This is a genomic window from Myxococcales bacterium, from assembly GCA_016706225.1.
Classification (GTDB): Bacteria; Myxococcota_A; Polyangia; order Polyangiales; family Polyangiaceae; genus JADJKB01.
Genome location: JADJKB010000005.1, coordinates 183162 through 201027 on the forward strand (window position 1 = coordinate 183162; position 17866 = coordinate 201027).

17 protein-coding genes are annotated in these 17866 nt (G+C 67.0%); 7 read left to right on the forward strand and 10 right to left on the reverse strand.

The window, feature by feature from the left end:
* Positions 1-53: 53 nt before the first annotated feature.
* On the forward strand, positions 54-656 hold the full coding sequence (locus IPI67_08640) for a DUF2236 domain-containing protein (protein MBK7580255.1): 603 nt from the start codon (positions 54-56) through the stop codon (positions 654-656).
* The gene (locus IPI67_08645) at positions 593-1003 is read left to right on the forward strand and encodes a DUF2236 domain-containing protein (protein MBK7580256.1); all 411 of its coding nucleotides are present in this window, start codon (positions 593-595) and stop codon (positions 1001-1003) included. Before IPI67_08640 ends, IPI67_08645 begins: the two co-directional genes overlap by 64 nt.
* A 37-nt stretch (positions 1004-1040) precedes the next feature.
* Here the strand turns inward: IPI67_08645 and IPI67_08650 are convergent, their stop codons facing one another.
* Positions 1041-2852 carry a RecQ family zinc-binding domain-containing protein gene (locus IPI67_08650; protein MBK7580257.1) on the reverse strand — a complete coding sequence of 604 codons (1812 nt, stop codon included), beginning with the start codon at positions 2850-2852 and terminating at the stop codon, positions 1041-1043.
* Between IPI67_08650 and IPI67_08655 the strand changes: the two genes are divergently transcribed.
* From IPI67_08655 to IPI67_08665, 3 genes are all read left to right on the forward strand, one after another.
* Positions 2845-3444 carry a hypothetical protein gene (locus tag IPI67_08655; GenBank protein ID MBK7580258.1) on the forward strand — a complete coding sequence of 200 codons (600 nt, stop codon included), beginning with the start codon at positions 2845-2847 and terminating at the stop codon, positions 3442-3444. The two genes, IPI67_08650 and IPI67_08655, sit on opposite strands and share 8 nt — an antisense overlap.
* Positions 3445-3831: 387 nt before the next feature.
* Entirely contained in the window at positions 3832-4788 is a 957-nt protein-coding gene (locus tag IPI67_08660; protein MBK7580259.1) for a tetratricopeptide repeat protein, read from the forward strand.
* Between the two features lie 9 nt (positions 4789-4797).
* Positions 4798-5307 (forward strand): LEA type 2 family protein, encoded by a 510-nt coding sequence (locus IPI67_08665; GenBank protein MBK7580260.1) that lies wholly within the window; start codon positions 4798-4800, stop codon positions 5305-5307.
* 19 nt (positions 5308-5326) lie between these two features.
* Here IPI67_08665 and IPI67_08670 read toward each other — a convergent pair whose 3' ends face one another.
* Positions 5327-6190 carry an SDR family oxidoreductase gene (locus tag IPI67_08670; GenBank protein ID MBK7580261.1) on the reverse strand — a complete coding sequence of 288 codons (864 nt, stop codon included), beginning with the start codon at positions 6188-6190 and terminating at the stop codon, positions 5327-5329.
* 66 nt (positions 6191-6256) lie between these two features.
* Here IPI67_08670 and IPI67_08675 point away from each other — a divergent pair, with 66 nt between their 5' ends.
* The gene (locus IPI67_08675; protein MBK7580262.1) at positions 6257-7060 is read left to right on the forward strand and encodes an acyltransferase family protein; all 804 of its coding nucleotides are present in this window, start codon (positions 6257-6259) and stop codon (positions 7058-7060) included.
* A complete protein-coding gene (locus IPI67_08680) occupies positions 7057-7977 on the forward strand; it encodes an NAD-dependent epimerase/dehydratase family protein (GenBank protein ID MBK7580263.1) in 921 nt (306 codons plus the stop codon). Before IPI67_08675 ends, IPI67_08680 begins: the two co-directional genes overlap by 4 nt.
* 36 nt (positions 7978-8013) lie before the next feature.
* Here the strand turns inward: IPI67_08680 and IPI67_08685 are convergent, their stop codons facing one another.
* The 8 genes from IPI67_08685 to IPI67_08720 form a co-directional block, all read right to left on the reverse strand.
* Positions 8014-8487 (reverse strand): hypothetical protein, encoded by a 474-nt coding sequence (locus IPI67_08685; protein MBK7580264.1) that lies wholly within the window; start codon positions 8485-8487, stop codon positions 8014-8016.
* A 140-nt stretch (positions 8488-8627) separates the two neighbouring features.
* The gene (locus tag IPI67_08690) at positions 8628-10136 is read right to left on the reverse strand and encodes a GMC family oxidoreductase (GenBank protein ID MBK7580265.1); all 1509 of its coding nucleotides are present in this window, start codon (positions 10134-10136) and stop codon (positions 8628-8630) included.
* Complete coding sequence (locus IPI67_08695) at positions 10133-10708, reverse strand: hypothetical protein (protein MBK7580266.1); 576 nt, start codon at positions 10706-10708, stop codon at positions 10133-10135. The genes IPI67_08690 and IPI67_08695 overlap by 4 nt, the downstream gene beginning before the upstream one ends.
* Positions 10705-11490: a FadR family transcriptional regulator gene (locus tag IPI67_08700; protein MBK7580267.1), complete on the reverse strand. Its 786-nt coding sequence runs from the start codon at positions 11488-11490 to the stop codon at positions 10705-10707. Before IPI67_08700 ends, IPI67_08695 begins: the two co-directional genes overlap by 4 nt.
* Positions 11491-11829: 339 nt before the next feature.
* Positions 11830-12933, reverse strand: coding sequence for a tryptophan 2,3-dioxygenase (locus IPI67_08705; protein ID MBK7580268.1), 1104 nt, complete (start codon positions 12931-12933; stop codon positions 11830-11832).
* A 106-nt stretch (positions 12934-13039) separates the two neighbouring features.
* Positions 13040-15037: a choice-of-anchor L domain-containing protein gene (locus IPI67_08710; GenBank protein MBK7580269.1), complete on the reverse strand. Its 1998-nt coding sequence runs from the start codon at positions 15035-15037 to the stop codon at positions 13040-13042.
* Positions 15038-15210: 173 nt separating this feature from the next.
* Entirely contained in the window at positions 15211-16662 is a 1452-nt protein-coding gene (locus IPI67_08715) for a hypothetical protein (GenBank protein ID MBK7580270.1), read from the reverse strand.
* A gap of 4 nt (positions 16663-16666) precedes the next feature.
* Positions 16667-17863, reverse strand: coding sequence for a trypsin-like peptidase domain-containing protein (locus IPI67_08720; protein ID MBK7580271.1), 1197 nt, complete (start codon positions 17861-17863; stop codon positions 16667-16669).
* Between the last annotated feature and the right edge of the window lie 3 nt (positions 17864-17866).

Sequence of the window (17866 nt, forward strand, 5' to 3'; positions counted from 1 at the left end):
CGGTGGGACAAATACAGGAGGCGCGTCGCCTTGAGAAGCGCCAGGACCGTCACATGGTCGTCACAAAAGCGGATCTCGAGCGCCACATTGCCCGCGTACGCGACGAGATCACGGATCCGCGAGTGGGGATCTACGGGCCCGACAGCGTCTCGTGGCGCATCAACAAGGAGGCCGCGCTCTTTCTGGGTGGTGGGAAGGCCGCGTTGCTACAGCTCGCACACCCGTTCGTTGCGCATGCGGTCGATCAACACTCCCAGACGAAGACCGACCCACTTGGGCGCTTCCAGCGCACATTCGACAACGTGTTCGCGATGGTGTTCGGCGACTGGGCCTCGGCCGAGCGTCGTGCCCGTCGCGTGCACGCGATACATAGTCGCATCAAGGGTGAAATCAGCGAAGACGTCGGGGCGTTCCAGCAGGGCTCCCATTACGAGGCCAACCAGGAGCAGGCGCTGCTCTGGGTCCACGCCACGCTGCTCGACACCGCGCTCGAGGTGTATCAGCTCGTGAAGGGCCGCTCTCGGCCGGAGAGAAGTCCGGTTACTACGAGGAGAGCAAGCGCTTTGCGCGCCTGTTTGGCATCCCGGACGGCGTGTTACCCGAGGACCATGCCGCGTTCGAGCGGTACTATCGCGACATGCTCGCGTCCGATGTGATCACGGTTGGGGCACCTGCCCGAGAGATCGCGTCGTTCTTGTTCAAGAGCCCCCGACCCGCGTTTGATCCCTTGTTTGCGTGGTTGCGCACCCTGACAGCGGGGCTGATGCCCCCGCGACTGCGCGCCGACTTCGGCCTGCCGTGGGAGCCGGCTCATCGCATCGTCTATCACGGCTCGATTTCGACGCTTCGGCGCACCTACGGGTTCATTCCTCGACGCCTGCGATATGTGCCGGCCTATGTGCGTGCCCAGCGCCGCCTGCACGGTGTCGAAGGCCCCGATCGCGTCGGCAATTTTCTGGAGCGCCTCGCCACCGCCCCGCTCAATGTGCGGCATCGAGGTTGAACCCCGTCGGGGTTCGAGCTGACCGGCCTGCTCGCGGTCAGCGTCGGCGCTGAAAATCACCGAGCTTGGCCAGGAGCGGGCTGGCGGCGCGTTTCGGCGGCGCCACCTCCATGCCGTAGCTGTCGGCGCGCCCGAGGCTGAAGCTCTCGACCGGAGGGTGACGTCCACCCGAGCCGTCGCGGTCGACCGGCTCGAACCCTGCGAGCAAGCTGCCCTTGCAGCCGCCACAGCGGCCGCAGGCGTCGATGCTTGGCTCACCAAAATAACGAGCCAGCCGCGCACTGCGACAGCCGGTACCGTCCAGGTACGCAGTCATGGCCGAGAGCCGTCGATCGTCCTGCGCGCGCAGACGATCGAGGCGAGCAGCGAGCCGCTGTGCGCCGGAGCTGAGGCCCGGCGCAGTCGCTGTGACCCGGAGCCAGCCCGCAGACAAACTCACCAGCCCCGCATCGTCGAGCATCGCAGCCAGGCTCTCGGTGAGCTTGCGGCTCAGGCCACTGGCGAGGGCCAGAGACTCGAGCGTCCGCGGCCGCGTATCGATCGCAGCGGGTTCCAGCGACCGCGCGAAGTGCGTAAGGTGACGCGACGGGATGCGCGCCTGAGCCAGCGTGGCCTCGTGGCGAGCTCGATCACTTCCATCGTGGAACAGGATGCAAGTGGCGGACTCGCCGTCCCGGCCGGCCAGGGCAATCTCCCTCAAATACTGCTCCAGGCTCGCCGGCGCCGACCAGTGGAGCACAAAGCGCAGATCCTTCTTCTCGAAACATAGGCCGAAATCGGTCGGAGCTTTGTCGAGCAGTGCTGCCTCGCCCACGCCGACGATGCCGGTCGCGCTGAACAGCGCGCTGGTCGCCACCATGATCGAGCGGCGTCCGGGCAAAGTGAAGTTGAGCTGCTCACCCACTCGATCGCCCGGGGGCATGAACGGGTGGAAGCGGTGCACCGGCAGACGCAGCGCCGACAGCGCGGCGTAGATCTCGTCCACCTCCCGGGCGGTCGGGGCGAAGATCACGCCGGGGCGGCGCAGCTCGCCCACCAGCTGCAGGAGGGCGCGCTGGCGTGCGTCGCCGCCGATGGCGAGCACGTCGAGCTCGATGTTCCTGCCGACCAGCGGAGCCTCGACGTGGACCGGGCTCTGTAGGGCCAGGGCGTCCACCACGTCGTAGCGGGCAACGGGCGTTGCCGCGCCGAGCAGCGCCATGATCGGCGGACGGCCCAGTTGTTTCAGCACCGGACCGAGCTCGGTCATGGCTGGGCTCAATTCGTCCGAGGCTCCGGTCAGAGTGTGGGCATCGACCACCGCAACGAGCGAGACACCGCTGCGGGCGAGGGACAGCGAAAGGTCGTCGCGAAATAGACTGCTGGCCGTACACAGCACCAACAGCGAGCCACCTGCTGCGATGCGCTCGAGCGCCTGACGTCGGCTGCTCTCGCTACCGCTCGGCTCGAAGCGCACGACCGGCGCACGGCGTTGCAACAGCCGATCGTGGAGCTCACGCATGGCAGCGGGCCGCGGCCCGACCACCAGCACGGGTTGAGGCAGGATACGCGACGGGATCACGAAGCAAGCCGCCCGCGCGAAGCTCGAGCGCATCGATACGAGCGCATCGCGTCCTTCGACAGCCGCGCGGATGGCCTTCTTCAGGTCAATGGACAGCTCCGTCAGCTCGAGCTCTCGCGCCACGGTCTCGACGCGTTGCCACAGCGCGGCATCGACGAGCGGGCGAGGGGAGCTGTGTGCAATTGGAGGGCTCGGGTCACTCGCCGAGTCGACGCGGCTCGAGTTGGTGAAGGTCGGCGCCGGTGAGCTGCTGGTCGCACCGCGAGGGGGAAGGCGACCGATGCGCACCGAGGAGGACAGCGTGGCATCCGCCTGCGCCGGCGCTCGAGTCGACAGCGCGCTGTCCGCGACCGAGAGCGCTCGGGCCGGTTGGGTCGGCGCCAACGCCGCCACAGGCAGTGCAGGCGCCAAACGGAGCGGCTCCCCTGCCGTCGGAACACGGAGCTTGGCTGTGTTCGGTTTGACGGTTGTGCGTCGAGACTCTGCGGCAGTCGCCTTCGGTTTGGCGCGGAGCTTGGCAGTATTCGACTTGGTGGCCGCGCGTTGGGACTTTGCTGCGGTCGCCTTCGGCTTTGCGCGGAGCTTGGTGTTCGGCTTCGCTGTCGTGCGTCGAGACTTTGCTGCAGCCGCCTTCGGCTTTGCGCGGAGCTTGGTGTTCGGCTTCGCTGTCGTGCGTCGAGACTTTGCCGCGGTCGCCTTCAGCTTCGCGCGGAGCTTGGTGCTCGGCTTGGCGGCGGTGCGTCGAGACTTCGCCGCGGTCGCCTTCGGTTTTGCGCGGAGCTTGCTGCTCGGCTTGGCGGCGGTGCGTCGAGACTTCGCCGCGGTCGCCTTCGGTTTTGCGCGGAGCTTGCTGCTCGGCTTCGCCGCTCGAGACGCCTGACGCCGCTGCGCCGGCTTCGCGACCCGCGCCTTGACCTTGGTCTTCTTGCTCACGCGGGCCTTCGCACGCCCCCGGGCGCCCACCGACTTGGCCCGTGTGGCCCTGACCGCGGACGGCGGCTTGCTGACCTTCTTCGACGCCCCCGCCGACCTGCTCTTCTGTGCAGTGCCCGCAGGTTTCCCCCCTGCGCGGGAGCTGCGCTTGGTCGATCTCACAGTGATTTTCCTTCTCGCTCCCATTGGAAGCGGTGCGTCCTGCCGTACCACCGTCGATCCACGATGTGAACAGAAAATCACTGCGCATCCGCCGAGCCAAACGCCCGCGCAGGCTGAACACTCGATCGGAGCCGTTCCCCGATGGCCCGAAACCGGCGAGAATCCCCGGACCATGTTGCGTCGATTGATCCTCTGCTCCGCACTCACCGCCGTCGTCGTTCTTCCGCCCGCGGCGGCTCACGCGAAGGGCAACCCAAGCGCGAAGACCGCTGACAAGGACGGGCAGAAGCTCGAGAAGCAGAAGAAGTGGGACGAAGCCAAGAGTGCATACGAAAAGGCGCTCGAGCTCGACGACAAACCCGACACTCGCCTGCGCCTCGCGGGCGTCGAGGACAAACTCGGCAACCTGGTCGAGGCCAGCGAACAGGTGAAGAAGGTCCTCGACGCCAAGGGTCTGTCCGGCGCCGTGCGAGCGAAGGCGAAGAAACTTCAGAAGTCTCTCGAGAAGCGCACACCGACCCTCACGTTCGATTTGCCCAAGGGGTTCAGCGGCAGTGTGAAGATCGATGACCAGGTGATTCCCCAGAGTGAGCTCGGTGGTCCGGTTCCAGCGAACCCTGGCACGCGCAAGATCAGCGCAGAGGCTGACGGCATGAAGCCGTACAACGAGACCGTCGAGCTGAAGGAGAAGGACAAGAAGAACCTATCCATCCTGCTCACCGAGCTCCCCAAGGAAGAGACGGCGGCCGAAGAAGAAGGGCCGGCCGAGCAGGAGAAACCGAAAAAGGGCGGTGGCAACAAGACTCTGGCCTACGTGAGCTTGGGTGTTGGTGTCGTCGGCGTCGGCGTCGGCGCGTTCATGGGTCTGAAAGCCAAGTCGACCAAGAGTGAGATCGACGACAAGTGCAAGAACGGCGTCTGCAGCGAGGGCGAGCGCGACCTCTACGACACGGGCAAGACCCAAGCGACGATCTCGACCGTCGGTTTCATCGTCGGCGCCGTCGGGATCGGTGTTGGTACCGTGCTGCTCCTGAGCGGCGGAAGCGGAAAAACCGAGGGAAAACTCAGCGCCCGGCGCGTCACGCCGTATGTCGGGCCGCGCGAGCTCGGTGTGTTCGGGAATTTCTAGGCCGAACCAATGCAGCTCGATGCCCGACGCATCCGGCAGCTGATGCCGCTCGCCTTCTTGGCCATCGGCGCGTGTTCGAAACCCGAGCCGCCGACCATCACCCCGTACGCCGCCCGCGTGACCGCGGTGACACCGCTCGCCATTGGGCTCGACCTCGAGCTCGACGTGGAGAACCCCAACGGGTTTGCCCTCATGGTTCAGGAGGTCTCCGGAACGATGAAGCTCGGTGACGGGGTCAACGTCGGCACGGGACGCTCGGAGCCCAAGGGCAGCGTGCCCGCGCACGGCAAGGCGCGGGTGTCCGCCCAACTCTCCGTGCCCTGGACCAACGTTGCCGCCCTCGCGCCGTTCGCGGCGAGCCAGAAACCCGTGCCCTATTCCTTCGTCGGCGTCGCAAAGGTGGGCAGCACCAAGCTGAACCTCGACGTGCCGTTCGTGGTGCGCGGTGAGATCACGCGGGACCAGGCGTTGAAGGCGGGGTTGCGTGGCCTCGGCGGGCTGATCCCGGGGTTGCCCTGAAGCGGGCGAGCGGGCGCGCTCACTCGAGCTTCGGACGCGCGCCGAGCTCGGCGATCACAGCGGCGTAGCCCTGCCGATACGTGGGGTACCGGAGCGCGTAACCCGTGGCCCGCAGCCGCGCGTTCGAGCAGCGTTTGTGACCCCCTCCGCGCCGTGGGTTCGGCGCCTCGTGTTCGATGGCTCTCGGCGGCGGCGCGCCGAGCTGCTCGGCGATCCACTGCATCACGTCGCGTCGCGGTGTGGGTTCGTCGTCGACCCCCAGGTAGATGGACTCGGGCTCCGAGCAGTCGAGCAGGTGCAGCAGCGCACCGGCGCAGTCGTCGCGGTGGAAGCGGTTGACGAAATGGGTGTCGCCCGCAAAATAACTGGCATCGCCGCGCCGGATCGCCTCGACCATGCTGGCGCGGCCCGGGCCGTAGATCCCGCCCAGCCTGAGCACCACCGCCCCAGGGCAGCGTTCGAGGAGCCGCGCCTCGGCCTCGAGCAGCGTCGCGCCCGAGAAGTGCGTCGAAGTGGCTGGCGAAGTCTCGTCGACCCAGCCGCCGTCGCTCTGGGCATACACGGCGGTGCTCGAGGTGAAGAGCACTCGCCGCGCGCGGTGGCCCACGGCGTTCAGCAGGTTCTCCAGGCCCACCAGATAGGTTCTTCGGTAGGCCTCTCGCGTGCTCTCGCCTGGGCCCGCGGCAAACACCACCGCGTCGAGCTCACCCGAGAGCGCGTCGAGGCTGGAGGGGTCGAGGAGATCCGCGACGACCGGCACGAGACCTCGGGGCAAACCCTGCGCCGAGCGCCGCAGGCAGAGCACCTCGTCACCGCGCTGGGCGCACAGCTCACCGAGCCGCGCACCGACGTACCCCGCGCCCGCTATCAGGATACGAGGCATTTCACCCGCGACACTTTCACTTTCGGCACGCCTGGGGTGGCAGTGTATGCTGCACTGCCATCGCGAATGCGCCTGCCCATCTCCCGTGAAGTCAGAGAGCGGCTCGGCCGACTCGAGCTCCCGTTCAACCAGGACGGTGTGGATCCGTACGGCATCGATCGCGAGCGTCTTGGCTTCATGTTCTCGGCCTTTGGCCTGATGTACCAACGATACTTCCGCTGTCGCGCCTTTGGTGTCGAGAACATCCCGAAGCGCGGCCGAGCGATGCTGGTGGGCAACCACTCTGGCGGGGTGGCAATCGACGGCATGATGGTGATCGCCTCCTGCTTCTTCGAGCCGGATCCCCCGCGGCTGGCTCAGGGCATGGTCGAAAAATTCTTGAACAAACTGCCCTTTGCCTCCGAGTGGTCGAGCAAGACGGGACAGTTTACCGGCCTACCCGAGCACGCCACGCGACTGCTCGAGGAAGATCGTCTGCTGATGGTCTTCCCCGAGGGCGCCCGGGGCACGGCGAAGCTGTACGTGGAGCGCTACAGCTTGGTGCGGTTTGGTACCGGTTTCATGCGCCTCGCGCTCGCGACCAAGACGCCGATCGTCCCGTTCGGGTTTCTGGGCGGCGGAGAGGCCCTGCCGACCGTGACCAACCTCGAGAAGATCGGGCACATGATCGGCGCGCCCTACATTCCCATCACGTCGTACCTGCTGCCCGTGCCGCTGCCCGTGCGCATGGAGGTCCACTACGGCGAGCCGATCACGCCGAGCGGCAGCGGGAACGAGGACGATCACGTCATCTTGGAGAAGGTGAACGCCGTGAAGGCGACCATCGCGCGGCTGATCGAGCGCGGCCGCAAGAGCTACGAGGCGGTATGAAAGTTTTGGTCACCGGCATCTCGGGCAAGATCGGCCAGCTCGTGTGTCACGAGCTGCTGAGGGCCGGGCATCAGGTCGTGGGCATCGACCGGCGAGCGTGGGCCGGCGCTCCGGACGGCGTGAAGGTCTACCAGAGTGACATCCGCAAGCGCGCCGCGGAAGAGGCCTTCCGAGTGGAGCGCCCGGACGCCGTGATTCACATGGCGACGGTCACCCACCTGACCGCGCAGAGCGAGGATCGCTACCGTATCAACCTGGGCGGCACGAAATCGATTTTCGATTTTTGCCACAGCTACGGCGTCAAACAGGCGCTGTTCGTCGGCCGCCACACTTACTACGGCGCTGCCGCCGACTCCCCGCTCTACCACACTGAAGACGAGCCCCCGCTCGCGCTCGAGACCTTCCCCGAGCTCGCGGATCTGGTCGCCGCCGATCTGTATGCGGGGACGGCGCTCTGGCGCTTCCCGGAGATCGATACTGCCGTGCTGCGCATCGTGTACACGCTGGGCCCGTCTCGGTCGGGCACCCTCGCTTCGTTCTTGCGCGGGCCGCGGGTGCCCCAGGTCCTGGGCTACGATCCACTATTTCACTTCATGCACGAGGAAGATGTCGCGCGTGCCATCGTGCTCTCGCTCGACAAGAAGCTGCGGGGTGTGTTCAACGTCGCCGGGCCCCAGCCCCTACCGCTGTCGATGATCATTGGCCAGGTGGGGCATCAGCCGCTGCTGGTACCGGAGCCATTGTTCCGCGTGCTGCTCGGCCGCTTCGGCCTCCCGCGCCTGCCGCGCGGAGCGCTCACCCACGTCAAGTACCCGGTGGTGATCGACGCGGCGTCGTTCCGGGAAAAGACCGGCTTTCGCCACACCCGGGATGAAAACGCGACGCTGGCCGATTTCAGGCGGGTGCTCCGGAGCTGAGTCGCTGAGTTCGAGTAGCGCTTCCAGGTGCTGCTTTCACGGGTGCAGCGTGCGCATCAGCCCGAGGGCGCGGCGCATGTTCCAGATCAGGTCGCCTTCGGCCTTCGTGATGCGAGCGCTGCCCGGGAACGGTCCCGGCGACGCCGCAGCGACCTTCTCCGCGAACTTGACTAGCATCTCGGCGAACTGAACGGCCTCGGTCTCACCCACGCGCCGATGCAAGAGGGTGCCGAGCTCTTCGAGGTGCGCGTCGAGCTCAGCCTCGGACATGCTCGTTGCACCGTGGGCCTGGGCCGTCGTGGGCCGAGAGGCTTCGTCGAACACGGTCCGCATCCACGACCCGCTTGGGCACTGTGCAGCCATGCGCTCGAGCAAGGTCCCGAACGCGATCTCCCCTGCGTCGAACGAGTCGACGGTCAGCTCCGTGGTGAGCATGGCGAGGTAGATCTCGAGCGGCAGCTCCGTCACGAGCTCCCATTCGTCGGACGTGAACCCAAAGTGCTCGCTCACGCGGAAAGGATCAGGCGTGACGTGTGGGTCGTCGAGCGACAATTTTGCGCGAATCCACGGGCCACGCCGGCGGGGGCCGAAGCTCGGAGTTGGCGCAAGTTCGCGGGCCACTCGGCGTCCACGCGGGGCGCTCCGCGTCCTCAGGCCGCCATACGCCGCAGCTCGATACGCTCGGCGACCCGGGTCGCGAGCGCCATGATGGTGATCTGCGGGTTCACACCGATGGCCGTGGGGAACAGGCTTGCGTCCGCGATGTAGAGACCGGGCAGATCCCAGACCTGCCCGCTCAGATCCACGACCGAGCTCTCGGGTCGAGCGCCCATGCGGGCCGTTCCCATCAGGTGAGGCGTGAACAGCTCCAGCGTGCTCGGATCTTGCTGCAGGTCTTCGATCTTGCTCAGCTCGTCCGGGCTCTTGACCGAGTGCTGGTTGAAGAACGGAAGCAGGACTTCCTCGGCGCCCATGGCAAAGTGCATCTCCGCGAGCAGCTTCACGCCGCGCCGGAAACGCCGATGATCGAGCGGCGTGATGTTGTAACGCGCGATTGGCACGCCGAGCAGGCTGCGGGACACGGTCCCGGATGACGAGTCCTCGACCAGGACCCCGGACACGACCATCTGGTTGTAGCGCTGCATCAGCTCCCAGATCCGCTCGCCGTGGCAGGGCAAATACGCGCCGAGCACACTCGGGGTCACGAAGTTCTCCGCCATCAAGATGCCGTCTTCGTGAAAATGTCGGATCTGCGCGCTCTGGCTCACGCCGTGCCAGCCGCGGATGTCCCGCGGATAGAGGGCGACGACCTTGGCGTTCGGGTGACATTTGAAGTTCTTGCCGAGCTGCCCGCTCGGACGGCCGAGCTTGTGCTTCTGCAAGAGGTAGGGGGTCTGGATGGCGCCACAAGCCGCCACGACCGCGCGCGCACGCACGGTCACCTCGACGCCGGCGCGACGCGTTCGTGGGTCGATGGCGCGAGCGACGACGCCTACCGCGCGGCCGCCCTCGATCAAGATGCGCTCCACACGAAGTTCAGTGAGGCAGCGCGCGCCGGTCGCCATGGCGCGCGGCATGTAGCTGACCAGGGTCGACTGCTTGGCGCCCGTCGGGCAACCGAGACCACAGTTGTTTGCGCCCACACACGCCTCTTGGTTGCGCTGATTGACCGTGTACGACCAGCCCATCTTGCGCGCGCCCTCGGTCATGACCCGGTTGTCCTCACCGATGCTCTCCGGCAGCTGCGGGTTGACCTTCACGCGGGCCTCGACCCGCTCGAACAGCGGCTCGAGGCTGCGGGCGCCCAGATCCGCCGCCGTCTCACCCCACTCGGCGAGCACGCGCTCCGGCGGCCGATAGGCCATGCCGCCGTTGATGGTGGTGCTGCCCCCGACGCAACGCCCCTCGACATAGGGGATCGGCGGGTTGCCGAAGATCACCGTGGCCGCGGCGTCGCGATACAGGCGCGGCACACTCTCGCTGCTGTACGGGTTGAAACTGTCCGTGGTGATCCAGCTGCCCTCTTCCACGAACAGCACGTCGTAGCCGGCCTCGGCCAGCTCGGTTCCGACCACGGCGCCGCCGGCACCGGTTCCGACCACGACGACGTCCGTGGTGAACGTGTGGGACTTGGCGTAGTCCGTGAACCCGAAAATCATCGCACACCTCCCACACGGACCGGAGCCGGCAAGAGCAAGAGCCGACGGCGTTCGACCCGCTCCCGAAGGAACGGCAAGGGCGCGTAGCCGATTGCCTGGTGCACCTCGTCCTGATCGAAGTAGGCGCTGAGCACGAGCCCTCGCACCGCCACCACCAGTGTGCGCAGGATGGCGAAGCGGCTCCGCGCCATGCGGGTGAGAATGCTCGAGGCTTGGGTGCGGCCGAGTGCATGCAAACGACGCGAGCTGACGAACAGCAAGCGCGGTGCCCAGTCGAGCACGAACAGGCACAGCACGAAGCCGCGGGCCGCGAGCGGCGGCATGTAACGGAGGAAGTGGCGAACGTGGAGCGACACCCGGGCGAAGAGCTCGGGGGTTGCCGGCGCCGGGGCAGCCGGACAGAGCGTGATGATCAGCGCGTCGAGCGCGCGCGTTGCGCCGGTGCCCAGAGGATATGGCTCCGCGAGCTGCCAACCGTCGTCCGGGTGGCGGGTGAGCGGCGCGCGCGCCGTTCGAACCGGGAGCTTCTTCCTGACGTGGGAGTCTTCCAGGGCACCGTGCTCGATGGTCATGGGTTTTTCCGTTTCTTTTTGGGATCTGGCGGGCGATCTGCCGAGGTCGCGCGGCTGCCGAGCGCGCTCTGCATGGCCTTGGTGAAGTTGGCATCGACCCGGCGGTAGTAGACACGCGTCACGTCGATGGCGCGGGCCTCGTCGCCGGCGTCGAGGGCCGCGATGAAGTCCCTCAGGTGCTGCGGGAAGCTGGGTTCGAGCACCCACAAGGCCGGGAAGCGATCGAGGATGTCGCGGTAGGCTTCCAGGAACGGGTTGGCGACCCAGCGTATTGCGATGGAGTGGCTCGCGTCGATGAGGGCGTCCAGCCAGCGCTGGAAGCCGTGGGCGATGACGACCTGGTCTCCACGCTCGAAGGCTGGAATCAACAGCTCGGTGATGTCGCGCAGGCGTTCGATGTCGCTCTTGGTGGCGCGACGAACCGCGAGCCGCGCCGCGAACTCGAGCACCATCAAGCGTGCCGGCAGGATGTCTTCGAGGATGTGGAACATCTCCGTCGGATCCGAGGCGGCCTCCAGGAACGCGGGCAAGAGCTCCATCGTGCCGGTGCGACGAAAATCGGCGACGGTGACACCTTGGCCGTGGCGCACCGTCACGAGGCGCGCTTGTTCCAGGCGCCGCACCGCTTCGCGCAAGGTGTTGCGGTTGGTGTGGTAGGTGGCTGCCAGTTCGCGTTCACCGGGCAGGCGCTCGCCGGCGCTCAGCTCACCTTTCAGGATCTGCCGGCGCAGATCCGAATAGACGGTGCTCTCGATCTTCGATGCCAGGGGCGCGTTGGACATGGCGGGTTGCTCTCGGGGATGGGGCCGGGGGCAACTGGTTCAACCAATGGTAGCTGGTTCAACCAGTTAGTCAAGGGCCACCTCGGCGTGTGGTTGAACCCATTTCGCCTCAGCCCGAGTCCGGCTCCAAGCTCGCCCGAGCAAACCCGGGAATTCAGCGCGATTCTGAAGCACCACGGCCGGAGGCCGAGTCCCTGGGAGCGCGTGAGCAGGCTCGTCATGGTCAGGGCGCCCGCCGCCATTGAGACCGGAGCGGGAGAACCGGCCGGGACCGGCGGCGGCTGGCTTGACCGTGTGGAAGCGGCGCGTGGCGTTCGCGGTCGTCAACCGAGCGAGAACTCAGCTCGCGAAGCCGTAGACTTCGCTGTGCTCGAGGGCCGGCAGCTGCTCTTTCGCCAGCAAGATCGTGCGCACCGACCACAGCTCGTCGAAGATCCGGTAGCGCGCGGTCTGGTCCAGGTAGTCGACCCCGCTCGAACCGCCGGTGCCGACACGGCGGCCGATGATGCGCTCGACCATACGGGCATGGCGTGAGCGAAAAATCACCAGGTGCGCCTCGAGCTCCACCACGCTGTCGATGAGCAGACGTGGCCAGGCGAGGAGCGGCAGCTCGCGATAGCTCTCGATGAAGAGCACGCCGGCTCGGACCCGGCGCACCCGCTCGCGCTCGGCCTCGGGCACGTCTTCCGCGAACAGGAATTTCTTCGCGGCTGCTTCACCCTCCGCGATGCGCTGCTTGATCGCCACGCCGTCTCCGCCGAGCGCGCCGAGCATGTGCACGACCTTCGCCGCGTTCGAACGCTGCAGCTCTGCGAAGTACTGGCTGATGAAGCGCTCGACGGCCTCGCTGTCGCCGGCATCATTGGGACCCGAGCCCTGGACGGGGGTCCGATACAACCACTCGTGCATGGCGGCGCGGAGTGTCTGCTCGCTCCTGGCCTTCTCGATCCGCTTCCAGGCAAGCTCTCCGGTGGGTGACTTCTGCGCCAGCTGGCGAATGTGTTCGAGGGGATCGACTCCGGCGTAGGCGATGCGTTCTTTGTCGTCGAGCCCGAGCAGGATCTCCAGCTCGCGTAGCTGGAACGACTGAAAGCCGCTGGCCGGGATGAGTTTGTCGCGGAACGCCAGGAAATCTTGGGGGGTGAGCGTCTCCATCACCCGGAACTGATCCACCGCCAGCTTCATGATCTCGGTGACCCGCCGGATGTGATGCACCACGTAGGGGATCTTCTCTTCTGCGACCTTGGGCGCAGCCAGGTGATCGCGGGCGTCGCGCAGCTCCCGCAGCACCAGCTTGAACCAGAGCTCGTAGGCCTGGTGCACGATGATGAAGTGCAGCTCGTCCGGCATGAGCTGCGATTCGTCCTCTTCCACACCGCCTTGCAGATCGAGCAAGCGGTCGAGCTTCAGATAATCCCAGTAAGCGGGGCCGGGTTGGCTCATGGCTCAGTGCCATAGACCAGCCTCGGCCCGGCACAAACGACGACGGGCGCCCCGAAGGACGCCCGTTGCCTGGCTCCCGGTCAGGGGAGCGCTTTGTGCGGGACGCTCAGCCGCCGGTGCCCGGCAGCGTGGCGTTCGGCAGCCACTTGAAGCCGTCCATCAAGGCGAGTGAGTCGTAGGCGCTGTCACCCACGTCGAAGATCACGAAGCGAACTTCGACGATCTGGCCGGGGATGACGTTGCCCGCGGTGGTGAGCCAGTAGGTGCCGCCACCGACCACGTCGCAGCTGCCCGCCGTGCCGGCTTCCCAGCCGGTGCCGAGCAGGTCCGTGACGCCGAGAGAGCACGATTTGTTGTTGATGTTGGCCTCGTAACACGACGCGCCGGTCTGGCTGACCTTCGGGTCGCACACCGCGAACAGGTTGGTGCCCTTCGCGATGTTGATGCCCACCGGGTACTTCGTGTTGGTGGTCAGATCGATGTAGGTCATCAGGTTCTTGTCGGACGGGTTCGCGATCGGCTGCGGGGTGCCTCCGGGCGTGTCTACCAGCGCGATGAACTGATCGTTGAACGTCGTGCAAACGAACTCCGGATACTCGGACGAGAAGAAGTAGCTGTTGAACGAGAACGAGCGAGCGTTGCTCGGCGCGCGCAGCTTGAGCCGGAGCATGACCGAGTCGTTCGCCGTGCTCGCGGCGCCAGCGGTGCCGCAGTTGGGCGCTGCCGGATACTGACCTGCCGCCTTGAGTGGCAGGTTCGCTGCCGCGACCCAGTCCTTGATGCACTTGGCACTGGAGCAGCTCGTCACGTTGACGCTCGAGCTCGGGCTGTGGGTGTTCGAGACGTTCGCCCCGGCCCCGCCGCCGTTCGGGCCCGGCAGGGTCTGGGTCTTGTCGGCGGCGATACCGCTGGACAGGACGACCATGCTCTTGCCCTCGAGGGACGCGATGCTGTTGCCGAACTTCTGGCGGATGCTGCGGGCCTTGACGTCGCCGAGGGGCGTGCCGTCGGCGCGCAGGATCTCCGCCTCGATCAGGCCCCAGGTCTTGTCCTTCTTGTTGGCCGGGTTCTCCTCGGTCGTGCGGCAGATGCCGAGCGCCTTGGCGTAGTCCTTCGGGTCGGACGAGTCACTGGCGAGGCCCGTGTCACAATCCTGGGTGTCGGACTTGTCGAACAGGTCGGCCAGGCCGTTGCAGTTGTCGTCGATGCCGTTGCCCACGACCTCGATGGCCGCCGGGTTCACGAGCGCGGGGTTTGCTCCGCAGACGCCGGGGACCTCGCAGCAGTCACCCTCGGCCTTGCCGGCGAAGCCGTCGCCGTCGCAGTCGGTGGTGTTGACGTCGCAAGTGCCGCACTTGCCCTGAACGCAGGCCTGGCCTGCCGGACAAACCGTGCCACAGGCGTTGCAGTTGTTCTTGTCGTTGGTGATGTCGACGCAGGAGTTGCCACACTTGGTGTAGCCCGCGCCGCAGCTGGTCGCGCACGCGCCAGCCGAGCAGACCTGGCCGACGGTACAGGCAGCGCCGCAACCACCGCAGTGGTTCGGGTTGCTCTGGATGTCGACACACTCGGCGCCGCACTGGGTGGCGCCGCCGGCGCAGTTCACGCCGCACTTGCCAACCGAGCAGACCTCGCCGCTCTTGCAAGCGGTGCCACAAGCCCCGCAGTTCGTCGGGTCGGTGTCGGTGTCGACGCACTTGCCGCTGCAGTTGGTGGTGCCGAGACACTGGCCCGCGCACTGACCCTGGGAGCAGAACTCGCCGGTCTGGCAGGCGGTGCCGCAGGTGCCGCAGTTGCCGGGGTCGAACTCGGTGTTGGTGCAGGTTCCGTTGCAATCCTGCAGCGTGCCCGGGCAGCCGGCCGTTCCGCCGGTGTTGCCGGTTCCGCCGGTGTTGCCGGTGTTGCCGACGCCGCCGCCGCCCGTGTTGCCGACGCCACCGCCGCCGGTGTTACCGACGCCGCCCGTCGCGGCCACGTTGCCGGTGCCGCCCGTTGCCGTGCCGCCACCGCCGCCATCACTGCCACAGCCCGGCGCGATTGCCGCCACGCCGACGCTGAACGCACCCAGCGCCGAAGCGCGAAGCCAACCCTTATTAAGACCCATATCCGATAACCTCCCGAGAGGGAGGTGGGGTAGCCTCATGTGGGTCTTGGTGCAACCTCTGCGCCCAAACAAGCGTGAGGTGCGGGCGGTTTGTGCCTCGGTCTCGGACGCGCGAGCAGGAATTGCCCAAAAATCCACGCCGCACGGCCGGCGCGCTGTTCACCGTGCTCGGGTCATGGGACGGGCAGGATTTCGACGACGGTCTGTCCGTCCCCGAGCCGGGCTGCCGTGCCGGCGCGGATCCGGCCATCGGGCAGACCAAAACGCTCGCTGGCTTCCCGCGCAAGGCGCTCACCCTGCGCCTTGTCTCCGGCGCTCAACCGCAGCGGTGAGCGTTCGAAGACACCCGCCAGAAAACCAAGCTCGTTCTTCACGAGATCGGCGTCGAACGGTCCCGGAATGCGTGCGACCAGCGTCGCGCGGGGTTGAGTGCCGGCTTGGGGTTTGTTCGGGGTCGCAACCCCCGCGGGTTTCGCGGCTGAGGGATCCTTCCGCACCAGCGCCGCGACGAGCGACGACACGATGGGTGACCGTTCGGGAGCTGGCTGGCTCTCGAGCTTCGTGTTGCGACGCAGTCGCCACATGCGCGCGAACAGAGCTTCGACCGTCAGAGCCCCGCGCCCCGAGAGCGCAAACAGCTCGGCGTTGTCTGCGAGTCCGACGCTGGTGAGCTCTCCCAAGCGTCCGAGTAACGCAATCGGCTCCGGCGCGCCGTCGATCGCAGCGATGGTGCGAGCTGCGAGCGCGGGATCGGAGCTGATGCGCTGGTCGCCGAGCATCCAGTCTTTCAGGAACGACGACAGGACACTCGCGTGTTGCTCGACCATGCTCGCAGAGCACACGACGACGTAGGGTGAGAAACGCATGGCCTCGGTGGTGCTGAGCAGAACGTCCTTCTGTTCACCCGGGCGCAGCTCACTCTTCAGCATGGCGGACACGGAGAGTTTGGCGTCTCCGCGTTCGACCAGGCGCACCCGCGACGGGGACGCACCCGAGAGGTCGAGGGCGAAGAGCGAGAGCAAGGTGCTGCTGGCGTCCGTGGTCCCGGCGAGCGCGATTTCTCCGGTCGCGGGCAGCTTGTGGAGGGGCTGTTTGCCGTGCACGACCTCGCGGCCTCGGGACCACGCGCTCACCCAGATCACCACCGGGCGGAGAGCCTGGAGCTTCTGATACGAGGCCACGAGCTCCGCGAGGGGCAGGACGGCGACGTCTCGCCCCGCCTCGTCGGAGCCGCCGCGGGCCAGGCCCGCCTCGATGGCTGCTGTGTCGGGCGCGATGCTGAGGCTGACGCTGAGCCCGGACTTGTCGACGTCGCTGTCCTTCTTGGTCGAGAGTCCTCCGTTTGCCAGCGCGATGGGCGCGAGCACGTCCCACGCCGAGCCGGTGACCCGCAGTGGGCGGCCGAGTCCCTGGGTACCTGCGTCGGCGCCGGCGCCAGCGGCGGATGACGAAGGCGCGACGCTCGCCGTAGCGGCAGCGCTGGCGGACGCGGAAGTCGAGAGTGATGGTTCCGCAGAGGCGCTCGGCGCGACCGTGACGTGTGGGGAGAGTTGGCGTGTCGCCAGGCTCACACCGAGGACTCCGAAGAGGCCGAGCAGGATCAAGAAGACGAGGTTCGCGCGCACGGTTTCACCAGGTAGAAGACTTGCCGGACGTGCCGAACTTGCGGCGCTGTGGGTACTCTGGCCGGATCAGCGACTTGAGTGCGTTGATCGGCACCGCGAGGTTCAGGTTCTGACCAAAGCCCGGGCCGACGATGGCCGTCGTCACGCCGATGACCTTGCCCTTGAGGTTGAACAGCGGGCCGCCGGAGTTGCCCGGTGAGACTGGCGCGGACATCTGGATCCACTGCCGCCCCATGTACGTGCGGCGCTGGGAGACCAGACCGTCCGTCAGGGTGTGGTCGAGGCCGAGCGGGTTGCCGATCGAGATCACTCGTTCACCGACCTCGACGCGGTCGGAGTCCCCGAGCTCGACCGGATCGACCTTGGGTGCCTCTCCTTCCTTGGGTTTCCCGAGCTCGACGCGCAACAGCGCCAGATCTTGCCCGGCGTCTTCGACCAACAGCTCGACGTCCTCGTACAGCGCGCCGTTCATGAACTTGACGGTCAGGCGATCGGCGCGCTCGACCACGTGGTGGTTGGTCGCGATGGTGCCGGCGCGGTCGAGCAAAAAACCGGTGCCGCCGCCGTCCAGTGAGTGGAACTTGAAGCTGACGGTGACCACCGCCGGCGAGAGTCGCTTGAACAGCTCTGCCGGCGCGAGATCGCCGGGCTCTTCCTTCTTCCTCGGTGGCGTCCCCGCGCTCGGTGGGACGCTCGGTTCGGGGGCGGTGCTGGTGCCTGGGCTCGCCGCGGATGGTGCAGCCGCCGCGGAGGGCTCGGCGCTCGGTGTGGGCGGCGCGGGCGGGGCTTCGGGTCGCGCGCCGCCCAGAAAATACGCAAGCCGTGCCGGCGTGGCGAGCCCGGCGGCGGTGAGGCGATCGCCTTCACGGACCAACAGTGGCCGCGAGAAGCTGCCCGCGGCCACGTACGCCACGCCGAGGCCCAGCCAGACCAAGACGAACACGTCGCCGGGCAAGCCCTTGGCTCGCGCGGGATCGTCCTCGGGCAGCAAACGATCGGTGAGCACCGCGGGGATCACGATCAGCGCGACCGCGGCGACGCCGAGGCGCGCCCAGCCATTCGGCGTCAGGCTGCCGACGAGGGACATCAGCGAGACGAGGCTGAGCACAAAACCCGCGCCGAGCGCGATCGCCTTGACCACGCCCCGCACGATCTGAAACCCGCCGCCCTGTTCCGCCATTGGCGCGGGCGAGCCTACCACCAC

What these genes read in the sequence shown, in the direction of transcription:
- IPI67_08660 (MBK7580259.1), top strand. Translation starts at nt 3,832, where the DNA reads ATGTTGCGTCGATTGATCCTCTGCTCCGCACTCACCGCCGTCGTCGTT.
- IPI67_08690 (MBK7580265.1), bottom strand. Translation starts at nt 10,136, where the DNA reads ATGATTTTCGGGTTCACGGACTACGCCAAGTCCCACACGTTCACCACG.
- IPI67_08640 (MBK7580255.1), top strand. Translation starts at nt 54, where the DNA reads ATGGTCGTCACAAAAGCGGATCTCGAGCGCCACATTGCCCGCGTACGC.
- IPI67_08680 (MBK7580263.1), top strand. Translation starts at nt 7,057, where the DNA reads ATGAAAGTTTTGGTCACCGGCATCTCGGGCAAGATCGGCCAGCTCGTG.
- IPI67_08675 (MBK7580262.1), top strand. Translation starts at nt 6,257, where the DNA reads ATGCGCCTGCCCATCTCCCGTGAAGTCAGAGAGCGGCTCGGCCGACTC.
- IPI67_08665 (MBK7580260.1), top strand. Translation starts at nt 4,798, where the DNA reads ATGCAGCTCGATGCCCGACGCATCCGGCAGCTGATGCCGCTCGCCTTC.
- IPI67_08695 (MBK7580266.1), bottom strand. Translation starts at nt 10,708, where the DNA reads ATGACCATCGAGCACGGTGCCCTGGAAGACTCCCACGTCAGGAAGAAG.
- IPI67_08705 (MBK7580268.1), bottom strand. Translation starts at nt 12,933, where the DNA reads ATGAGCCAACCCGGCCCCGCTTACTGGGATTATCTGAAGCTCGACCGC.
- IPI67_08710 (MBK7580269.1), bottom strand. Translation starts at nt 15,037, where the DNA reads ATGGGTCTTAATAAGGGTTGGCTTCGCGCTTCGGCGCTGGGTGCGTTC.
- IPI67_08655 (MBK7580258.1), top strand. Translation starts at nt 2,845, where the DNA reads ATGCGCACCGAGGAGGACAGCGTGGCATCCGCCTGCGCCGGCGCTCGA.
- IPI67_08670 (MBK7580261.1), bottom strand. Translation starts at nt 6,190, where the DNA reads ATGCCTCGTATCCTGATAGCGGGCGCGGGGTACGTCGGTGCGCGGCTC.
- IPI67_08700 (MBK7580267.1), bottom strand. Translation starts at nt 11,490, where the DNA reads ATGTCCAACGCGCCCCTGGCATCGAAGATCGAGAGCACCGTCTATTCG.